This window comes from Blautia sp. HCN-20427, assembly GCF_037890365.1.
In the GTDB taxonomy this organism is placed as follows: Bacteria; Bacillota; Clostridia; order Lachnospirales; family Lachnospiraceae; genus Blautia.
This window is the reverse complement of sequence record NZ_JBBKBX010000011.1, coordinates 83443-101459: the sequence shown is the minus strand read 5'-3', so window position 1 is coordinate 101459 and position 18017 is coordinate 83443. Positions and strand designations below refer to the sequence as shown.

Here is an 18017-nt window from a genome sequence, read left to right as displayed (position 1 = left end):
GCTTATGGAGGTTCTTATGAAGATTATAATTGTGGGCTGCGGCAAGATAGGATGTACCCTTGCAGCACAGCTCAGTTACGAACAACACGACCTGGTCGTGGTTGACACAAATCCGCTGAAAATCCAGCAGCTTTCCGAAACCATTGACGTCATGGGACTGGCTGGAAACGGCTCCAGTGTCAACGTTTTGTCAGAAGCCGGCATTGAGGAGGCGGACATGCTGATTGCCGTTACCGGCTCGGATGAATTAAACCTGTTGTGCTGTGTCATTGCCAAAAAGGTGAGCAAATGCCACACCATTGCCCGTGTGCGTAATCCGATTTACAATAAAGAAAGGAACTTTATCAGAAAAAGCCTTGGAATTGCCATGATTATCAATCCGGAATATTCCGCAGCCATGGAAATGTTCCGTCTTCTGCGCTTTCCTTCTGCTATTAAGCTGGACACCTTTGCCAAAGGAAGAGTGGAGCTTTTGAAATTTAAGCTGCTGCCCGAATTTCGTCTGGACGGCTTGTCTATTATGCAAATGGTAGACAAACTCCGGTGCAATATTCTGGTCTGCGGTGTAGAAAGAGGGAATGAAGTGTTTATTCCTTCCGGTAACTTTGTACTGCAAAACGGCGACCGCATTTCTATTGTGGCCTCTGTAAAAAATTCGGCTGCCTTTTTCAAAAAAATCGGCGTGCATACCCAGCAGGTAAAAAACGCTCTGATTGTAGGCGGCGGTACTCTTGGCTATTATCTCGCTACTCTGCTGTCGGAATTAAAAGTCGATGTACGGATTGTAGAATCCAAAATTGCCCGCTGCGAGGAATTAAGCCAGCTTCTGCCGGAAACTACCATCATCTGCGGTGACGGTACAGATAAAAAGCTGCTGCTTGAGGAGGGACTGGCCCAGACAGAGGCCTTTGTGACCCTTACTAATATGGATGAGGAAAACATTCTGCTGTCTCTGTTTGCCAAGAAAAACTCCAATGCCAAGCTGATTACCAAGGTCACCCGCATTGCCTTTGACGATATTGTGGAGGAACTGGATCTGGGAAGTGTGATTTATCCCAAAAATATTACAGCAGACTATATTCTGCGCTATGTCCGGGCTATGGAAAATTCCATCAGCAGCAACAACGTAGAAACGCTGTACCACATTCTGGACGGACATGCGGAAGCTCTGGAGTTTGCAGTAAAAGAGTCCTCCAGTATTACGGATGTCCCCTTAAGCCAGCTGAACCTCAAAGACAACCTTCTCATTGCCTGTATCAACCACAACGGCAACATCCTGATTCCCAAAGGACAGGATAAAATCCAGGTGGGCGATACCGTCATTGTGGTAACCACGATAGAAGGCTTAAACGATTTGAAAGATATTTTGAAAAAGTAGAGGGCAGAGGAATGAATTACGCAATTGTTAAATTTATTATTGGCAAAGTCCTGTACTTTGAGGCAGCTTTTATGATGCTGCCCTGTGTCACTGCCATTATTTACCAGGAAGAAAGCGGCTGGGCCTTCTTCTTTACAGCCCTCTTGTGCGTGCTCATTGGCGCTGTGCTTACCAGAAAAAGTCCAAAAAACTCTGTTTTTTATGTAAAAGAGGGATTTGTAACCGTTGCCCTGAGCTGGATTGTCATGAGCCTTATGGGCGGAATTCCTTTTCTCATAGGAGGCGTTATGACAAACCCGGTGGACGCTCTTTTTGAGACAGTATCCGGCTTTACCACCACCGGAGCCAGTATTCTCACAGACGTGGAAATTGTGCCGAAGTGTATGCTGATGTGGAGAAGTTTTACCCACTGGATTGGCGGTATGGGGGTATTGGTGTTCCTGCTTTCTTTCATGCACACCCATGGCAGCGGTTCCCATATGAACCTGATGAAAGCAGAAAGCCCCGGGCCTTCTGTAGGCAAACTCATGCCCACGGTACAGTCCACAGCAAAAGTCCTTTACTTTATTTACATTTTTATGACTATCCTGGAGATTCTTTTTCTGCTTCTGGGCGGCATGCCTTTGTTTGATACGCTGACAATCACCTTTGGCACAGCCGGTACGGGCGGCTTCGGTATTAAAAATGACAGCATTGCCGGCTACTCCCCTTACCTGCAAGTGGTAGTCACAGTTTTCATGATTTTATTTGGAATTAACTTTAACGCCTACTTCCTAATTTTGTGCAGAAAATTCCGTCAGTCCTTTAAGATGGAAGAAGTCCGGTGTTATCTCGGTATTATTCTGGTAACTACAGCCTTTATTACCTTTAATATTCGGAATATCTATGACACCTTCGGAGACGCTCTGCGCCATGCGGCTTTCCAGGTAGGTTCCATTATTACCACCACCGGATATGCCACTACGGACTTTAACAACTGGCCGGAAGCGTCCAGAACCATTCTGGTACTGCTAATGTTTGTAGGCGCCTGTGCGGGAAGCACCGGAGGCGGTATTAAGGTGTCCCGTTTCGTGATTTTGATTAAAACCATCAAAAAGGAACTGCACACCCTGCTTCATCCCCGCAGTGTGCGGAAACTGAAAATGGACGGTCATACCCTGGAACATGAAGTTGTACGTGCTACCAATGTATTCCTCATTGCCTATGTACTGGTATTTTCTTTTTCTGTACTTTTGGTGGGATTCGATAATTTCGATATGATTACCAACTTCACAGCCGTGGCCTCTGCACTGAATAATATCGGCCCCGGACTGGAACTGGTGGGACCGACCCAGAACTTCGGTCTGTTTTCTAACGGCGCCAAGCTGGTGCTGACCTTTGATATGCTTGCGGGACGTCTGGAATTGTTCCCCATGCTTTTGTTATTTGTAAGAGATACCTGGAAACGGTATTAAAATTTTGCAGCAAAAAAGGCTATCGCTTGAAGTGCATGTAAAACGATAGCCTTTTTTGTTTGCTGTTTTTCTGTATTTTCTTAAAACTGTACCTGGATTTTCGTTCCTTTTCCCGGCTCGCTGCTCAGAAGAATTTCCGCGTGATGGAGCATTGCACCGTGCTTTACAATGGCAAGTCCCAGCCCGGTGCCTCCGGTCTGGCGGGAATGGCTTTTATCCACCCTGTAAAACCGTTCAAAAATACGCTCCTGCTCTTCTTTGGCAATTCCGATTCCATTGTCTTCTACCGTGAAAATCACATGTTCCTTCTCTTTTGCCAGAAGAACCTTTACATATCCACCTTCTTTGTTATATTTAATGGCGTTATCCACAAGATTATACAACATCTCGTATAAAATGTGGCGTACTCCATATATCTCTGCACTCTTTCCCTCTGTAAAAATGGTGACCTGTTTCCGCTTAGACGGCAACATGAGGTTCTGACAGATATCCTGCACCACTTCATACAAATCCACGGTTTCAAAGGGCATTTCCCCGCTCTTTTCATCCAGCTTGGAAATCTCAATAATATCCTGTACCAGACTGGTCAGGCGGCTGGCCTCGTCATAAATCCTGCCTGCAAATTCCGGCACATCCTGGGGACGCACCATCTCATTTTTCATCAGTTCCGCATATCCTGAAATGGACATCAGAGGGGTTTTCAGTTCATGGGACACATTTGCAGAAAATTCCCGGCGTACGGTTTCCGCCTGCCGCAGTTCTTCCACCTGCTGGGCAATCTGCCGGTTCTGCTGGTCCACACGGTTTAAAAGAGGACGCAGTTCTTCGTATTCCACATGTTCCAGAGGATGTTCCAAATCCAACTGATTGATAGGCTCTATGAGTTTCTTGGTCTGCCTCTCCATAAGACAGAAGCCAAGCGCCAAAATTGCCAGCAAAAGAATTCCCATCAGGGCAAAGCTGGAAAACATGGTATGAAAAACGCTTTCTGTAGTCTTCGCCACCCCCAGAATATTCCCGCTGTTCAGCTTAACGGCATAGTAGTAGGTCTGCTGGGAAAGGGACTCTGAATAGCGCATGACTTCTCCGGTTCCATCTTCCTGTACCTTTTCAAATCCGGGACTGCCGGTACGATTTTCCTCCTGGTCAGCGTACTGCTCAGAATCATACAGAACGGTTCCGTCCGGCGCCGTGAGGGTAATCCGACTGGTTGTCAGATTTCCGGTCTCTTCCGTGAGATACTCCTCTCCTATCTTCTCTATGGCATATCGGATATACTCTACCTCATTTTTTACATCCTGCCTCATATAACTGTTGTATTTTTCATACATAATAACACTGGCTGCGGTAAAAGTCAGAAGCATGCTCAGAGCCACCAGAAACCCTATATTATTCATGATTCTCTGCTTCATTGCCTGTCTCCTATGCGATACCCCACACCCCGGACAGTTTCTATGAGATAACCGGATTCTCCCAGCTTCTGCCGCAATGTCCGGATATGTACGTCTACGGTTCTGGTTTCACCTGCAAATTCATATCCCCAGATACGCTCCAGAATCTGGTCCCGGCTGACTACCAGCCCCTGGTTCTCCATCAGGTAACGGAGCAGTTCAAATTCCTTTAAAGTCAGTTCCACTGCCCGTTCATTATCAAAAACCTGATGGCGCTCCACATGGACCTTCAACCCCTTAAAACGATATTCCTGTTTCTGAGAATGTTTTTTGGTTCTGCGCAGCACCGCTTTCACCCTTGCAATAAATTCCATCATACCAAAAGGCTTTGTAATATAATCGTCTGCACCGCCGTCCAGTCCACGTACTTTGTCGTATTCCGCTTCTTTTGCCGTTACCATAATAATAGGAATTTCACTGGTCTCCGGGCTCTGCTTCAGCTTCTCCAGAATACGGTAGCCGTCTTCTCCCGGCAGCATAATATCTAACAGAATCAATTCCGGCACTTCCTCTTTCAGCGCTTTCTTCAGTTCTTTTCCATCGCTTAAACCTCTGGCCTCAAATCCTGTGGTTCCAAGAGTGTATACCAGCAGTTCCCTGATATTCCGTTCATCCTCCACACAATAAATCATCTCTGTATCCTACTCCTTCTTGGTATCCCCCGTTTGCATCTCCTTACGGCAGAGAATACTGCTTCCTTGTCTCTTCCATTCTGCGCTGAAAGGCTTCATTTTCTTCTTTTTTCATGGCATTTAAGTAACTGTGGGTATCAAAGCTGTCCTCTGCCACCTGAGAAACGCACACTGCAATGTTGGAGCAATGGTCTGCAATCCGCTCCAGGCTGGTCAGCACATCCGACAGTATAAAACCCTGCTCAATGGTACAAGTACCTTCCCGCAGTCTGCGCACATGGCGGTTTTTCAGTTCCATGTTCAGTTCATCTATGATTTCTTCCAGAGGCTCTACCTGCTTTGCCAGCTCTCTGTCTTTTTCTTCAAAAACCTGGTAGGAAGTATTTACAATATCTGCCACTGCCCTGCTGATAACTTTCAGTTCTTCCAGAGCCTTCTTAGAAAAGTGTATTCCTTTTTCATGGAGTTCTCTGGCGGATTCCATAATATTTACCGCATGGTCAGAAATTCTCTCAAAATCTCCAATGCAGTGCAGAATGATGGATAAATCTCTGCTGTCCTGCTGCGTCAAATCCTTCTGCCCCAGCTTCACCAGATAACTTCCCAGCGCATCCTCATACGCATCCACCCGTTTTTCTTCTTCTGTCACTGCTTTTTCCTGTTCGGGATTGTACTCCCTAAATAGGGAAAAGGCTGTAAAAAGCGCATTCTTAGATGTATCCGCCATACGCTTTGCCACGTTGCGGCTCTGTTCCATGGCAAAAGCTGGCTGCTCCAGAAAACGAATGTCTAAAAGCTGAGCACCATCTGACTGTGCGGTTTCTTCTTTTTCATCGCGGATGGTAAGACAGGCCAGTTTTTCCAGACCTTTGGAAAATGGCAGAAGCACAGCGGTAGCAAAAACATTAAAAGCACTGTGGGCAACGGCAATGCCTGCTGCATTGGCTGCATGGTCCAAAAAGCTGAACTTAAAAACCAGATTCAGACCGTAGAATATCACCAGAAATACCGTTGTGCCAATGATATTGAAATACAGATGTACCATAGCGGCGCGCTTTGCGTTTTTCTTTGCGCCAATGGCAGACAACAAAGCCGTCACACAGGTACCGATGTTCTGTCCCAAAATAATGGGAATGGCTGCTCCGTAGCTGACAGCCCCTGTGACACAGAGGGCCTGCAGAATCCCCACGGACGCAGAAGAACTTTGAATCACAGCCGTCAAAAGGGCGCCGGCCAGCATACCCAGCAGAGGATTGCTGAATGCGGTCAGAATTCCCGTGAATTCTGGTACGTCTGCCAGAGGTTTCACTGCTGCGCTCATGCTGTCCATACCGTACATCAGCACGGCAAATCCCAGAAAAATGGTTCCCAAATCTTTCTTCCGCTCACTTTTGGCAAACAATAAGAAAGCTACACCTATCATGGCCAGAACCGGCGAAAAAGATGCAGGCTTAAACAACTGAACAAAAAAATTATCGCTCTCAATACCGGAAAGGCTGAGAATCCAGGAAGTCACCGTGGTTCCGATATTGGCTCCCATAATGACGCCTACTGCCTGGGAAAGTTTCATAATGCCGGAGTTTACAAACCCCACTACCATAACTGTGGTGGCAGAGGAAGACTGTATCACTGCCGTTACCAGGGCACCCAGCCCTACTGCTTTTAAAGGATTGGAGGTAAGGCTTTCCAGAATCTTCTCCATCTTTCCACCGGAAACCTTTGCCAGACCATCTCCCATAACATGCATCCCATATAAGAAAAGGGCAAGACCTCCTATCATACTTAAAATGCTAAAAAAATCCATAATTTTCTCCTTCTGTACGGTATATTTCTTTAGTTTTTCTCATTATAAGCAGCCTATGTAAAATCTTTTAAGGATTTATGTTAAATCTATGTAAAATATCAGAAACGTTTAATGGCGTCTTCTGCGTCATCTGTATTTTTTCGGATATGACGAATGACAATGTAATAGCCTGCGGAGTCGCTGATTTTTACCCAGATTCTATCGCCTTCTTTATGTCCCAGAATAGCCTTTCCCAGCGGAGACTCTATGCTGATTTTATTCTCCAGAGAATTTCCCCGGATAGAGGTCACCAGCTTGTAGGTCTCTGTCTCGTCCTCTTCTTCAAAATATACCTCGACTACGTTATTCATACCGGCTTCATCTGCTTTGGAGTCTTCTGACACAATGACAGCCTGTCTTAACATGCGTTCCAGATAGCGGATTCTGCTCTCATTTTTATTTTTGTCCTTCTTTGCCGCATAATATTCAAAATTTTCGCTCAAATCCCCCTGGGCTCTTGCCTCTTTCACAGCCTCAATGGCTTCCTTGCGTACAATCAGCTTTCTGTATTCGATTTCTTTTTGAATTTTTTCCACATCGCTTTTGGTAAGACGTTCTCCCATGTCTGTAACCTCACTTTTCACTGGTTTTATTTTTATTGCTTTTAAATAGTATATCCTTCCCCTCTGTGTTTGTCTACCCGACAAAAGTCAAAGCGGAAACCTTTATACACCATTCTCTCATGTATAAAGATTCCCGCTGTTGTTTCACAAATCATCTCTGCCCGTTTTATTTCACAATTTCCTGATACAGCGTATGATTTTCCAGCGCCTGGGTCATCTCTGCCATACGGCTAACATCCCCTATAAGAATGACGCCGCAGAGGCGGTTGTTCAGGAAGTAATACTTCTGATAATGTTTTCTTCCCAAATCCTTAAACTCTGCTGTCCTGTAAATCAGGTTCGGATTTTTGCCATTGTCTCCTGCTGCAAAAAGTGCGGTCTTCATGCCGTGGAAGCTAAGCGCCGCCGGAACGGTCTCGTATACGGCTTCATCGCCGCAGGCCGCTGCGCCGGCTACCTTGCCCTGTTCTACCGCCTGAGGCCAGATTGCGTAATTGACGCCTTTAAACTGGGCACAGTCTCCGCAGGCATAAATATCCGGCACACTGGTTTCCATCTTCTCATTCACCACAACAGCCCGGTCAATTTCCAGGCCCGCTGCCTGTGCCAGCTGTGTGTTGGCTCTCACACCGCAGGATACAAGAACCAGTTCTGCCGGAAGGCTTGTACCGTCTCCCAGCTTCACGCCTGTTACGTTTCCGTTTCCTTCCAGTTCTGCAATCTGAACGCCTGTGTGTATGGAAATGCCCCTGCTCTCACTGATAAGCTTCAGCATTTCTCCTGCTGCTTCGTCCAACTGACGTCCCATAAGCTGGGGAGCCAATTCCAGTACCGTTACGCTGCAGCCTGCTTTTTTCATTTCCCATGCTGCTTCCAGTCCCAGCACACCGCCGCCGATAACTACAACATGTTTCACTTTTGGAAGCATATTTTCAATTTTTCTGGTATCTGCCAGACGGCGTACAGCCACAACGCCTTCCTGCTCATGGCCGGGAATCGGCGGTATAAAGCACTCGGAACCAAGGGCGTAAATCAGTTTTGTATAAGCCAGCTTCGTACCGTCCTCCAGCAGGACCTCTTTTTGCTCTGTATCCAGGCCGGTAACTTCTTTTCCCAGTATCAGATGAATGTTCTGCTCTTCATACCATTCTTTGCTCTGCATGGCAATCTGCTCTTCTGTCAAATCTGCCATAAGGGATTTTGTCAGCATTGGACGGTTGTAAGGAAGATATGGCTCATTGGAAATCATAACCACAGAGCCTGTCTTATCTCTTTCCCGGATGGCCGCTGCTGCGGAGTATCCTGCTGCGCCGCCGCCCAGAATCACATAGAAGTTTCTGGTATCGTTGTGATAATTGTTTTCTTCCACGTCTACAGGCACAAAATTCTCCTTGCCCACACCGCAGACCGGACAGATTTCCAGAGAAGAATCAAAGATTTCTCCGCATACCAGACATTTCACCAGTGTTCTGCTTCCCTTTGCCTGCTTTACATTTTCCTTATTCTGAAGCACACAGCCGAAATTATAGCCGTACTCATAAGCGTCCATGAGATTTTCCTCTCCTGGTTTGAACTTCACCCGGAAGCCCTGGTCTATCACCCTCATGCGAAGCTGTTTCAGTCTTTCAATCAGATGGGGAACCGCCTCGCCGCTCCAGCCATAGCTTCCGAATGCGCCGGCCAGCTTACCGCCGTGAGTGCCTGCGAAAATAGAGGTTGTCAAATCCCAGATAGGCTTTAACGCTTCTCCTACAATGGTGGGCGAACCGAAGAGGATTCCGTCCGCAAAGCCCAGTTCCTCCAAAACCTTGCCCCGGTCTGCTTCTACCATATCATAACAGCGCACATCAATATCTCCGCTTTCTTCAATGCCCCTGGCAATGGTTTCTGCCAGTTGTTTTGTATATCCATAGGCGCTTACATAAGGAATAATTACGGTTTTTCTGGGATTGGGATTCACCACGGTGCACCATTCCTCATAAGTATCCAGCATAAAATCAATGTTGGTATCCAGCACCGGACCGTGTCCTGTGCAAATCATGGAAATATCCAGATTTCTCACTCTGTCCAGCGCCTTTTTCATATAAGGCTTAAAAGGCCCGATAATGTTGTCAAAGTAATACTTGGTTGCCCGCATATAGCCTTCCCGGTCTGTCACCTTGCTCACCAGAATATCATGGAAGCCGTAGTGCGAACCGAAGGAGTCGCAGGTTACCAGAATCTGTTCTTCTTCAATATAAGTATACATGGTATCCGGCCAGTGTAAATTGGGCACTACAAGAAATTTTAGGGTTTTGTCCCCGATTTTCATCTCCTGGTTGTCCTTTACGGGAATGGCCGTAAATTCGCCGTTTACGATTTCCTTCAAAAAGCTGATGGCGCAGCCTGTTGCCACAATTTTCAGCCCCGGATTTAATTCCAGAAGCTTTTCTACGCTTCCGGCATGATCCGGCTCTGTGTGGTTCACCACCAGATAGTCGATGGTGGAAATATCTGTAATCTCTTTCAGTTTTTCCAGATACTCATCAAAAAATTTTGCCTTGGCTGTCTCAAACAGGATGGTCTTATCGCCGGCCTTCATGACATAGGAATTGTAGGTTGTTCCAAACTCTGTATACATAATAATGTCAAATACCCTCAGCTGGTCATCTACAATGCCGGTCCAGTAAAAATTTTCTCTCAATTTCAAGGATTCCATTCGTAAGTAACCTCCCTTTTGTTTTTCTTTTTATACAATTTCGTGTTACCTACAGTATAATCCAATCTGGATAAAATTACTACTGTTTTCTGTGGTTATTTTCTGTTTTTTCCTGTCACACCTTCAGCATCCGATACCCAACGCCGATATGCGTCTGTATATACATAGGCTCTGATGGGTTTGGCTCAATTTTTTTTCTCAAAGTTGCCATAAATACCCGCAGGGACGCCACATCATTGTCCCATGCGCTTCCCCAGATGGCTTTTGTGATATAGGTATGCGTCAGCACCTTTCCCACATTTTTGGAAAGAAGGCACAGCAGTTTATATTCAATAGGAGTCAAATGCAGTTCCTTATCTTTCATAAAGGCGCAGCCCCCGGCATAATCAATCTTCAAGTCTCCATCCTGAAATACGGAATTCTGCACCTGCTCTTCGCGGCTGTCGTTCAAACGGCGGAAAGTCACTCTGAGACGGGCCAGAAGTTCTTCTACGGAAAAAGGCTTCGTGAGATAATCGTCTGCCCCTGCATCCAGCGCCTCGATTTTGTCCGTGTCCTCGCTTCTTGCACTGATCACAATAATCGGTTTCTTAGACCAGGTACGGATTTTTTTGATAATGTCAATGCCGTCCATGTCCGGCAGTCCCAAGTCCAGAAGAATCACGTCCGGATTGTGAGAAGCCGCCTCCATAATGGCAGTTTCCCCTGTGGGCGCTGCCTGGAAACGATAATCATGGGTTTCCAAAGTGGTTACAATCAAGTTTCTGACTGCTGTGTCGTCTTCAACAACTAAAATTAATGGTTTATTCATGTAATTTAACCTCCTTCGCAGGCAATGTGAATACAAAGCGGGCGCCATGGGGCTGATTGTCCTCGACTTTTATTGTTCCTCCATGAGCCGTAATAATAGATTTGCACAAAGCAAGTCCCAGACCGAGACTTCTGCGGCTGTCCGCCGCTTTTGTGGCATCTGTATAAAACATTTCAAAAATATGCGCCTTGGCATTTTCTGAAACACCGCTTCCGTTATCCGATACGCTGACCTCTGCCAGGCCATCCTTCTGCCTTGTCTCTACTTCTATCGTCGACCCGGCAGGGGTATATTTAATAGCATTATCCATAAGATTTATCAATACCTGAACAATCAGTCTGGCATCTGCCTTCACCAAAAGCAGGCTGTCTGAAAAGTGAACCGTAATGCTGTGTTCCTTGCTTCTCTTTTCCACATGCTTCACTGCCTCATGAACAATTTCTTCCAGAAGTTCTGTATTCAGCCGAAGCTTCATAGTACCATCTTCAATCCGGGTAACAGAAAGCAGGTTTTCCACCAGATTAATCAGCCACAGGGAATCATCGTAAATATCTTCATACAACTGTCTGCGCTTTTCCCGGTCCATACTTTCTTCACTGGACAGCAGAATCCCTGCATTTCCCGAAATAGATGTCAGAGGCGTCCTCAAATCATGAGAAATGGAGCGCAGCAGATTGGCACGAAGCTGTTCATTCTTTGCCAAAAGCGCAGCGGCGGCTCTTTCTTTGGAAACTTTGTCATTTTTCATAGCCAGGGCACATTCGCCCAGAATAGACAGCATAACACTTTTTTCAAAGGAATCCGGTCTGCTTTTTCCAATAGCAATTCCCACTACGCCAAACACATCACTGCCCACTCTTACGGACAGATACAGGCATTCTGCTTCCGGAAAAGTTTTCGTAGCCGCACCTGCATGAATATTGTGTTCCAGCACCCATCGGGCAACCTTCGTTTCCTCCGGTGACAGGTAATTGGGTAAGTCCTCCTCCTGATAAGGAAATACTGCAGGCTTTCCCAGTTTGTTATTCTGCACTTCATAGAAAATAATGTCTCTCTTTAAAAGTTTTCTGAGCTGCCCACAGGTAACAGAAATAATCCCCTGAATATCCTGCTCCATGCCCAGCTGCTGATTTGTTTCAAAAAGAATCTTTGTCCTGTATGCTGTTTCCGCAGACTGCATGGCCTGCTGCTTTATTCTCACCGCCAGGGAACTGGTGATAAAAGCAGCGATAAACATCACCAGAAAGGTCGCCAGATGCCCAGCGTCATAGGCATTGAAAGTATAGCGCGGCTCTGTGAACAGAAAATTAAAGAGCAGGACGCTGATAACGGAACTGACAAGACTGTATGCTCTCTTTGAAGTCCATATAGCCGTTATCAGAACCCCCAGAATATATACGGTAATAATATTTGCTTCCCGAAATCCCCGCCGGGAAAAAAAGTAACTGATAAATGTAGAGATTGCCAGCACAAATATACTTTTTAAAACATCTCCTGCCAGATTTTCTATTTTCCCTTTTTCCCGGCTTAACAAGTCCCTGAACGTACTTTTCATCTTTTTGCATCCTTTCCTCTTTTTCTGTTTTCCATATTAGCACACTTTTCTCTGCGCTTCACTATCCCACGGTAATTTTCTCCATAGGAAATTTGGCAAAGTCCGGATGCTTGCCGGAAATAGCTGCAAAGACCAGAGTCAGGCCGCCTACACGTCCCCAGAACATGAGCACAATCAATATGAGCCGGGAAGCAAATCCAAGTTCTGTAGTGATTCCAAGGGTCAGCCCTACAGTTCCTATGGCCGAAGCCGTCTCAAAAAGACAGTCCAAAATAGGAATGCCTTCCATACAGCTTATGGCAATTCCGCCGGTGAGGAACAACACCAGGTACATCAGGAGAATCGTAGCCGCATGGTTTATGGTGTCGTCTGAAATTCTGCGATGAAAACAATTGGTCTCCCCTTTTCTTCGGAATACAGAAAAGGCAGAAGAGAACAACACGGCAATGGTAGTTGTCTTAATGCCGCCTGCAGTCGACCCGGGAGAACCGCCGGTAATCATAAGGATAATCATAATAAATACGCCCGCTTCGCTGAGCATGGTCAAATCCACTGTATTAAATCCGGCTGTTCTGGGTGTTACAGACTGGAAAAAGGAACCCAAAATCCTCTCTGATACGCTCATGCCGCTCCACTTGTCCGCAGAAAATTCTACAAAATAAAAATACAGGGCAGGCAGTAAAATCAACAGACTGGTTACCGTAAGAATCACCTTACTCTGCATTCTGTACTTTTTCAGATGAATTTTGTGGGTTTTTATATCATCCCAGGTAAGGAAACCGATTCCTCCGGTGACAATCAGGGTCATAATGGTAATATTAATCACCGGATTGTCCGCATAAGTAGTCAGGGAGGAAAATTCACTTCTCACTCCCAGCAAATCAAATCCGGCATTACAAAAAGCTGAAACCGCATGAAAAAGAGAATACCACAACCCTTTCACCGCGCCAAAATCCCGGCAGAACACCGGAAACATGGCTGCTGCTCCTGTCAGTTCTATGATAATTGTTGTTCTTAAAATAAAGCCTGTCATGCGCACAATTCCCCCAACATGGTGGGCGGAAATCGCCTCGCACATCGTACTTCGCTGCATAAGTCCTATTTTTCTCCCGGAAAGCATGGCTATGGCAATGGACACAGTCACTACGCCCATACCGCCTATCTGAATGAGAATCATAATGACAAACTGCCCAAAGTAAGACCAGTACTGTGCCGTATCATGCAGCATCAAACCAGTTACACAAACCGCAGAAGTGGCCGTAAACAGAGAATCCCAAAAAGAGGCTCCTCCCGGTCCATTGGTAGAAACAGGCAGCATCAGAAGAAGGCTACCAGTCAAAATTACTATAAAAAATCCCAGACTGATAATCTGAAATGAAGTAAAATGTCTTTTTTTACGCATGAGTTTTCTCTTCCTCCACAATCTTTATGGTATCTTAATTATGGCTTGTCATGCATAAAAACTGTGTAAGCAAACTTTATACAGTATTAAGACTGTATAAAGAAATCTTTATATCCATCCCATTATCAAAGCTACCGGAAAAACCACGACGAAAGAGCAAAGAGCTACGGCTCCCAGCGTCAGAATCGGCATTCCGATAAAAACCCCCAGGAATGACAAAAATGGATGCATCTTTGCAAAAGTATTAGCAGATGCTTCTACTCTTTGTTTCATACTGTAAAAGGGGGAAGAAATAAAGATTGTGAAAAAGTGTATCTTTTCCTTTTGAAGAAATTCTCCGTAAATAATTTAAGGAACCGTCGCATAAAACGACGATTCCCTTTTTACAAATCCCCCGTAGGGTCTCCCACCGGCTCTGCCCCCAGATATTCCTCCAGAGTCAGATTCTGCTCGGTAATTTCTTTTGCCGCTTTTTTCCCTACATAGCGGTAATGCCAGGGCTCGAAAATAACCCCTGTAATATCACTTTTGTCCAGTGGATAACGGAGAATAAATCCATATTTCCAGGAGTTTTCAATCAGCCACTTCTGGTCTTCCGTTTCCATCTGTCCCTCATCCAGATTGGTATACTCGGAAGAAACGATATCCAGAGCCAGCCCCACCTGATGTTCACTGGTACCTGGCTTTGCCACTACAGTGGCCGCTTTTATGGCTGCATCTTCCTCATTCAGCCCGTCCTCGCTCATGACTCTGCTGATTTTGTTCTGATACAAGGATACTTGCGTATCCCAGGAGCGAAATGCCGAACAAATCATAGGAGAACGTCCGGCTTCTCTTGCCGCTGCAAACATGTCTTCCAGGTCATCCATAATTCTGGCATCCACCTGATACCCTTCCGAATCCAGAGTTTCCGTCTCCACCTCCGGCACGTCTGCTTCTGTCATGGGATTTTTGGCATTTACCAGCTTTAAATACCACTTGTCCTTCTCGCTTTCCTCTGCCAGAACCAGCTTGGATTCTTCTTTTTCACTTTCTTTTTCTGCTTCTTCTTTTTTCTGCTGCTCTGCGTAAGCCGCTTTGGACTCCTCTGCTTCCTTCTGTTTCTTTATATTCGTAATGCCCGCCCAGGCAATAAAGCACATAAGAACCGCCATTAACAGCAATCTTCTGTTTCTCTGCCGGACTCTTCGGATATTTCTTCTGTGCCTTCTCCTGCTTCTCTGGTTCATATCAATTACCACCCTTTACCCAAAATACAACTGATTCAATTACGTAATGTGCGCTTATTATATCATCTTTTTTTTGTAATTTCTTCATTTTGTTACAATTTTTTTAAATTTTTAATAGTTCTTTCCTACTTGAGTTATTATGTACCGGATAACTCATTTCATACAAGAGGGAGAAAACTGGAAAATACTTATGCCGGAACAGAAAGATAGCCGAGACTGCCAACTGCAGCATTCCCGGCTATCTTTTTATTTCTTCTCTTACAGAAGCACATACTTCAGCACAAACAGTACTGCCAGCACATACATCAACAGGCTGATTTTTTTCTCTTTTGCTTTTCCTGTAAACAGATTCAGAACCACATAGGAGATAACCCCCATAGAAATTCCTTCGGAAATGCTGTAGAAGAAAGGCATGGCAGCAATGCAGATATAGCACGGCAATGCTTCAGAAACATTATCAAAGTCAATGTTCACTACATTCGTCAGCATATAGAAACCGACTACTACCAGTGCAGGCGCCGTTGCAAAAGACGGAATAGCAAGAAAAATTGGTGACAGGAACAGGGACAGACCAAACAAAACAGCCGTTGTCACGGAAGTCAGTCCTGTTCTTCCTCCTTCTGAAACACCAGATGCACTTTCTACAAAAGTAGTGGTGGTGGATGTTCCTATAACGGCACCCAATGTTGTAGCTACTGCATCTGCCATTAAGGCACCTTTAATATTGGGAAGTTTTCCGTCTTCATCCAGCATCTGAGCCTTGGAGGATACCCCTATCAGTGTTCCAATGGTATCAAACAAATCCACAAATAAAAAGGCAAATACCACAACCACAAAATTCAGTGAAAAAATCCCGCTAAAATCCAATTTTCCAAACACAGGGGCAATACTTGGAATGGAAAGTCCATTGCTGAAATCAGGAAGCAGACCATAAAATCCCAGTTCTGGATTCGGTACATAGATTCCTGCAAATTGGCAGATAATTCCTAAAATCCAGGTAATCAGAATCCCCCACAGAATATTTCCTTTCACCTGCTTAATAACCAGATATCCTGTGACTAAAATTCCGATAATGGCCAGAAGCACGGTAATTCCCACGTCGTGGAAGGAAGCCTTTACTCCGTTTACCTCATTATAAGCCTCTAAAGAAAACAGCTGCAGCAGAGTGGAACCGCCAATGACAATTTTGGCATTCTGCAGGCCGATAAAAGCAATAAACAAACCGATTCCCACACTCACAGCAGCTTTTAAGTTCTGGGGAATGGCATTAAAAATTGCTTCACGCACATTGGTAAGTGACAGAACAATAAAAACAAGACCTTCCACAAAAACTGCTGTGAGAGCGGTTTCCCAGGAGTATCCCATTCCCAGCACTACAGTGTACGCAAAGTACGCATTCAGTCCCATTCCCGGTGCCAGTGCAAATGGATAATTGGCAAAAAACGCCATAAATAAAGTACCCAGAAGGGCAGCCAGAGCTGTAGCGGTAAATACAGCTCCCTGGTCCATGCCTGCTTCTGCCATAATACCCGGGTTGACAGCCAAAATATAGGCCATGGTCATAAAAGTGGTGATTCCGGCCAATATCTCTGTTTTCACATCTGTACCGTTCTCACGCAGTTTGAATATCTTTTCCAACATTCTATTTCTCCTCCGTTTTCTATCGTTATAGGGCAACAGATGTATTGTAAGCAATTCCGCTTGGTTTTACAAGCTTTTTATAAAATTAAACAAAACCGGCCTAAATCTGCATCCCAGCCTTCACCGCCGGAGCAATGGACAGTTCCGGTGTATGATAAGGAATCAGGGTTGCCTGCAGGGCATGATAAATATCGGATTTGCCCGGCCATACGGTTCCAATGACTTCATTCTTCTCATTCATCTGATGGAACCAGGAACCGTTTACATGATCCAACACTTTTTCGTCCAGATATTTCATAAACTCTGTATAGTCTTCGCCGTATTTTTCTTTCTTTGTCACATGGTACAGCACTGCGGAGGTGTTAATGGCCTCGGCCAGTGTCCAGTGCATTCTGTCGTGTACCACCGGCTTGCCTTCCCAGTCTGTGGTGTATACGATACCCGGCGCCCCGTCTGCATTCCATGCGTCTTCCACTGCGCGGTTAAAGAGATTTTCTGCCGCTTCGATGTATTTTGCAGCGCCTTCTTTGTTGTCCTTGTGTGCAGATAAAGCCCACTGGGTAATCAGCCTTGCCCATTCAATGCCGTGTCCCGGTGTAGCGCCGTATGGTTTGAACTGGTCTGCCGGCTGTTCTTTGTTGCATTCCAAATCTGCCACCCACTCTTTTGTAAAGTGTTCCGGGATTCTCCAGTTGTTATCTGATGCCCATACCAGCACATGGTCAATGATACGTCCTGCTCTTTTGCGGTATTTTTCATCTCCTGTCACGTCTGCTGCTGCCAGGAATGCCTCTACGGTGTGCATATTGGCATTTAAACCGCGATAGTCATCCAATACGGTAAACTCTGTGTTCCAGGTGTCACAGGAAAGACCTTCCTCTTCGTTCCAGAAACGCAGGTCATAGAGTTTCAAAGCGTCTTCTAAAAGTTCCTGAGCACCTTCTACCCCTGCCAGTACGGCAGAAGAAGCGGCCAGAATAACGAATGCATGTGCATAGCACTGTTTATTCGGCACAATTTCATTGTCTGCGGTAAGTCCTGCATACCAGCCGCCGTTTTTATCATCGTGAAGCTCTCCTCTTAAACCTTTGATGGCTGCGGCTGCCAGTTCTTTGCTGCCTTCATGTCCCAGAAAAGTTCCGATGCTGTACACATGAGCCATACGGGAAGTAATCCAGGTTTCACGGTTTCTCTCCTTCCAGGGAGTTCCGTCCTCGCCCAGATAGTAAGAGCTTCCTCCCGGAGACGGGAATTTATGTCCGAAACTCAATAAATTCTCATTGATTTCTTTTAAAAACTGTCTGTTTTCCTCCGTATCAATCAAATATTTTTTACTCATTTCACCCATTGCTGTTATCCT

13 protein-coding genes are annotated in these 18017 nt (G+C 45.5%); 2 read left to right on the top strand and 11 right to left on the bottom strand.

What is annotated here, in order from left to right; all coding sequences use genetic code 11:
* Positions 1–16 precede the first annotated feature (16 nt).
* Together trkA and WKT17_RS08665 are read left to right on the top strand one after the other, a co-directional pair.
* Entirely contained in the window at positions 17–1378 is a 1362-nt protein-coding gene (gene trkA, locus WKT17_RS08670; protein ID WP_291681861.1) for a Trk system potassium transporter TrkA, read from the top strand.
* 11 nt (positions 1379–1389) lie between these two features.
* The gene (locus tag WKT17_RS08665) at positions 1390–2832 is read left to right on the top strand and encodes a TrkH family potassium uptake protein (protein ID WP_173748938.1); all 1443 of its coding nucleotides are present in this window, start codon (positions 1390–1392) and stop codon (positions 2830–2832) included.
* 80 nt (positions 2833–2912) lie between these two features.
* On the opposite strand, the gene WKT17_RS08660 is transcribed toward WKT17_RS08665, so the two are convergent.
* The 11 genes from WKT17_RS08660 to WKT17_RS08610 all read right to left on the bottom strand — a co-directional run bounded on the left by WKT17_RS08660 (position 2913) and on the right by WKT17_RS08610 (position 18005).
* Positions 2913–4244 (bottom strand): sensor histidine kinase, encoded by a 1332-nt coding sequence (locus tag WKT17_RS08660; protein ID WP_173748937.1) that lies wholly within the window; start codon positions 4242–4244, stop codon positions 2913–2915.
* Positions 4241–4915: a winged helix-turn-helix domain-containing protein gene (locus WKT17_RS08655; RefSeq protein ID WP_173748936.1), complete on the bottom strand. Its 675-nt coding sequence runs from the start codon at positions 4913–4915 to the stop codon at positions 4241–4243. Before WKT17_RS08655 ends, WKT17_RS08660 begins: the two co-directional genes overlap by 4 nt.
* A 43-nt stretch (positions 4916–4958) precedes the next feature.
* Complete coding sequence (locus WKT17_RS08650) at positions 4959–6719, bottom strand: Na/Pi cotransporter family protein (RefSeq protein ID WP_173748935.1); 1761 nt, start codon at positions 6717–6719, stop codon at positions 4959–4961.
* A 98-nt stretch (positions 6720–6817) separates the two neighbouring features.
* Positions 6818–7321 (bottom strand): GreA/GreB family elongation factor, encoded by a 504-nt coding sequence (locus WKT17_RS08645; protein ID WP_291681866.1) that lies wholly within the window; start codon positions 7319–7321, stop codon positions 6818–6820.
* Between the two features lie 166 nt (positions 7322–7487).
* The gene (locus WKT17_RS08640) at positions 7488–10019 is read right to left on the bottom strand and encodes an FAD-dependent oxidoreductase (protein ID WP_291681868.1); all 2532 of its coding nucleotides are present in this window, start codon (positions 10017–10019) and stop codon (positions 7488–7490) included.
* Between the two features lie 115 nt (positions 10020–10134).
* Entirely contained in the window at positions 10135–10830 is a 696-nt protein-coding gene (locus tag WKT17_RS08635) for a response regulator (protein ID WP_173748932.1), read from the bottom strand.
* A complete protein-coding gene (locus WKT17_RS08630; RefSeq protein ID WP_291681870.1) occupies positions 10823–12385 on the bottom strand; it encodes a DUF4118 domain-containing protein in 1563 nt (520 codons plus the stop codon). Before WKT17_RS08630 ends, WKT17_RS08635 begins: the two co-directional genes overlap by 8 nt.
* Before the next feature lie 61 nt (positions 12386–12446).
* Positions 12447–13787 carry a TrkH family potassium uptake protein gene (locus tag WKT17_RS08625; protein WP_173748930.1) on the bottom strand — a complete coding sequence of 447 codons (1341 nt, stop codon included), beginning with the start codon at positions 13785–13787 and terminating at the stop codon, positions 12447–12449.
* Between the two features lie 383 nt (positions 13788–14170).
* Complete coding sequence (locus tag WKT17_RS08620; protein WP_370779157.1) at positions 14171–14731, bottom strand: M15 family metallopeptidase; 561 nt, start codon at positions 14729–14731, stop codon at positions 14171–14173.
* 543 nt (positions 14732–15274) lie between these two features.
* A complete protein-coding gene (locus WKT17_RS08615; protein ID WP_173748928.1) occupies positions 15275–16657 on the bottom strand; it encodes an NCS2 family permease in 1383 nt (460 codons plus the stop codon).
* 100 nt (positions 16658–16757) lie between these two features.
* On the bottom strand, positions 16758–18005 hold the full coding sequence (locus tag WKT17_RS08610) for an AGE family epimerase/isomerase (protein ID WP_330593639.1): 1248 nt from the start codon (positions 18003–18005) through the stop codon (positions 16758–16760).
* Positions 18006–18017: the final 12 nt, after the last annotated feature.

Coding starts and splice junctions, on each gene's coding strand:
- trkA (WP_291681861.1), top strand. CDS start 17: ATGAAGATTATAATTGTGGGCTGCGGCAAGATAGGATGTACCCTTGCA.
- WKT17_RS08665 (WP_173748938.1), top strand. CDS start 1,390: ATGAATTACGCAATTGTTAAATTTATTATTGGCAAAGTCCTGTACTTT.
- WKT17_RS08660 (WP_173748937.1), bottom strand. CDS start 4,244: ATGAAGCAGAGAATCATGAATAATATAGGGTTTCTGGTGGCTCTGAGC.
- WKT17_RS08655 (WP_173748936.1), bottom strand. CDS start 4,915: ATGATTTATTGTGTGGAGGATGAACGGAATATCAGGGAACTGCTGGTA.
- WKT17_RS08650 (WP_173748935.1), bottom strand. CDS start 6,719: ATGGATTTTTTTAGCATTTTAAGTATGATAGGAGGTCTTGCCCTTTTC.
- WKT17_RS08645 (WP_291681866.1), bottom strand. CDS start 7,321: ATGGGAGAACGTCTTACCAAAAGCGATGTGGAAAAAATTCAAAAAGAA.
- WKT17_RS08640 (WP_291681868.1), bottom strand. CDS start 10,019: ATGGAATCCTTGAAATTGAGAGAAAATTTTTACTGGACCGGCATTGTA.
- WKT17_RS08635 (WP_173748932.1), bottom strand. CDS start 10,830: ATGAATAAACCATTAATTTTAGTTGTTGAAGACGACACAGCAGTCAGA.
- WKT17_RS08630 (WP_291681870.1), bottom strand. CDS start 12,385: ATGAAAAGTACGTTCAGGGACTTGTTAAGCCGGGAAAAAGGGAAAATA.
- WKT17_RS08625 (WP_173748930.1), bottom strand. CDS start 13,787: ATGCGTAAAAAAAGACATTTTACTTCATTTCAGATTATCAGTCTGGGA.
- WKT17_RS08620 (WP_370779157.1), bottom strand. CDS start 14,731: ATGACAGAAGCAGACGTGCCGGAGGTGGAGACGGAAACTCTGGATTCG.
- WKT17_RS08615 (WP_173748928.1), bottom strand. CDS start 16,657: ATGTTGGAAAAGATATTCAAACTGCGTGAGAACGGTACAGATGTGAAA.
- WKT17_RS08610 (WP_330593639.1), bottom strand. CDS start 18,005: ATGGGTGAAATGAGTAAAAAATATTTGATTGATACGGAGGAAAACAGA.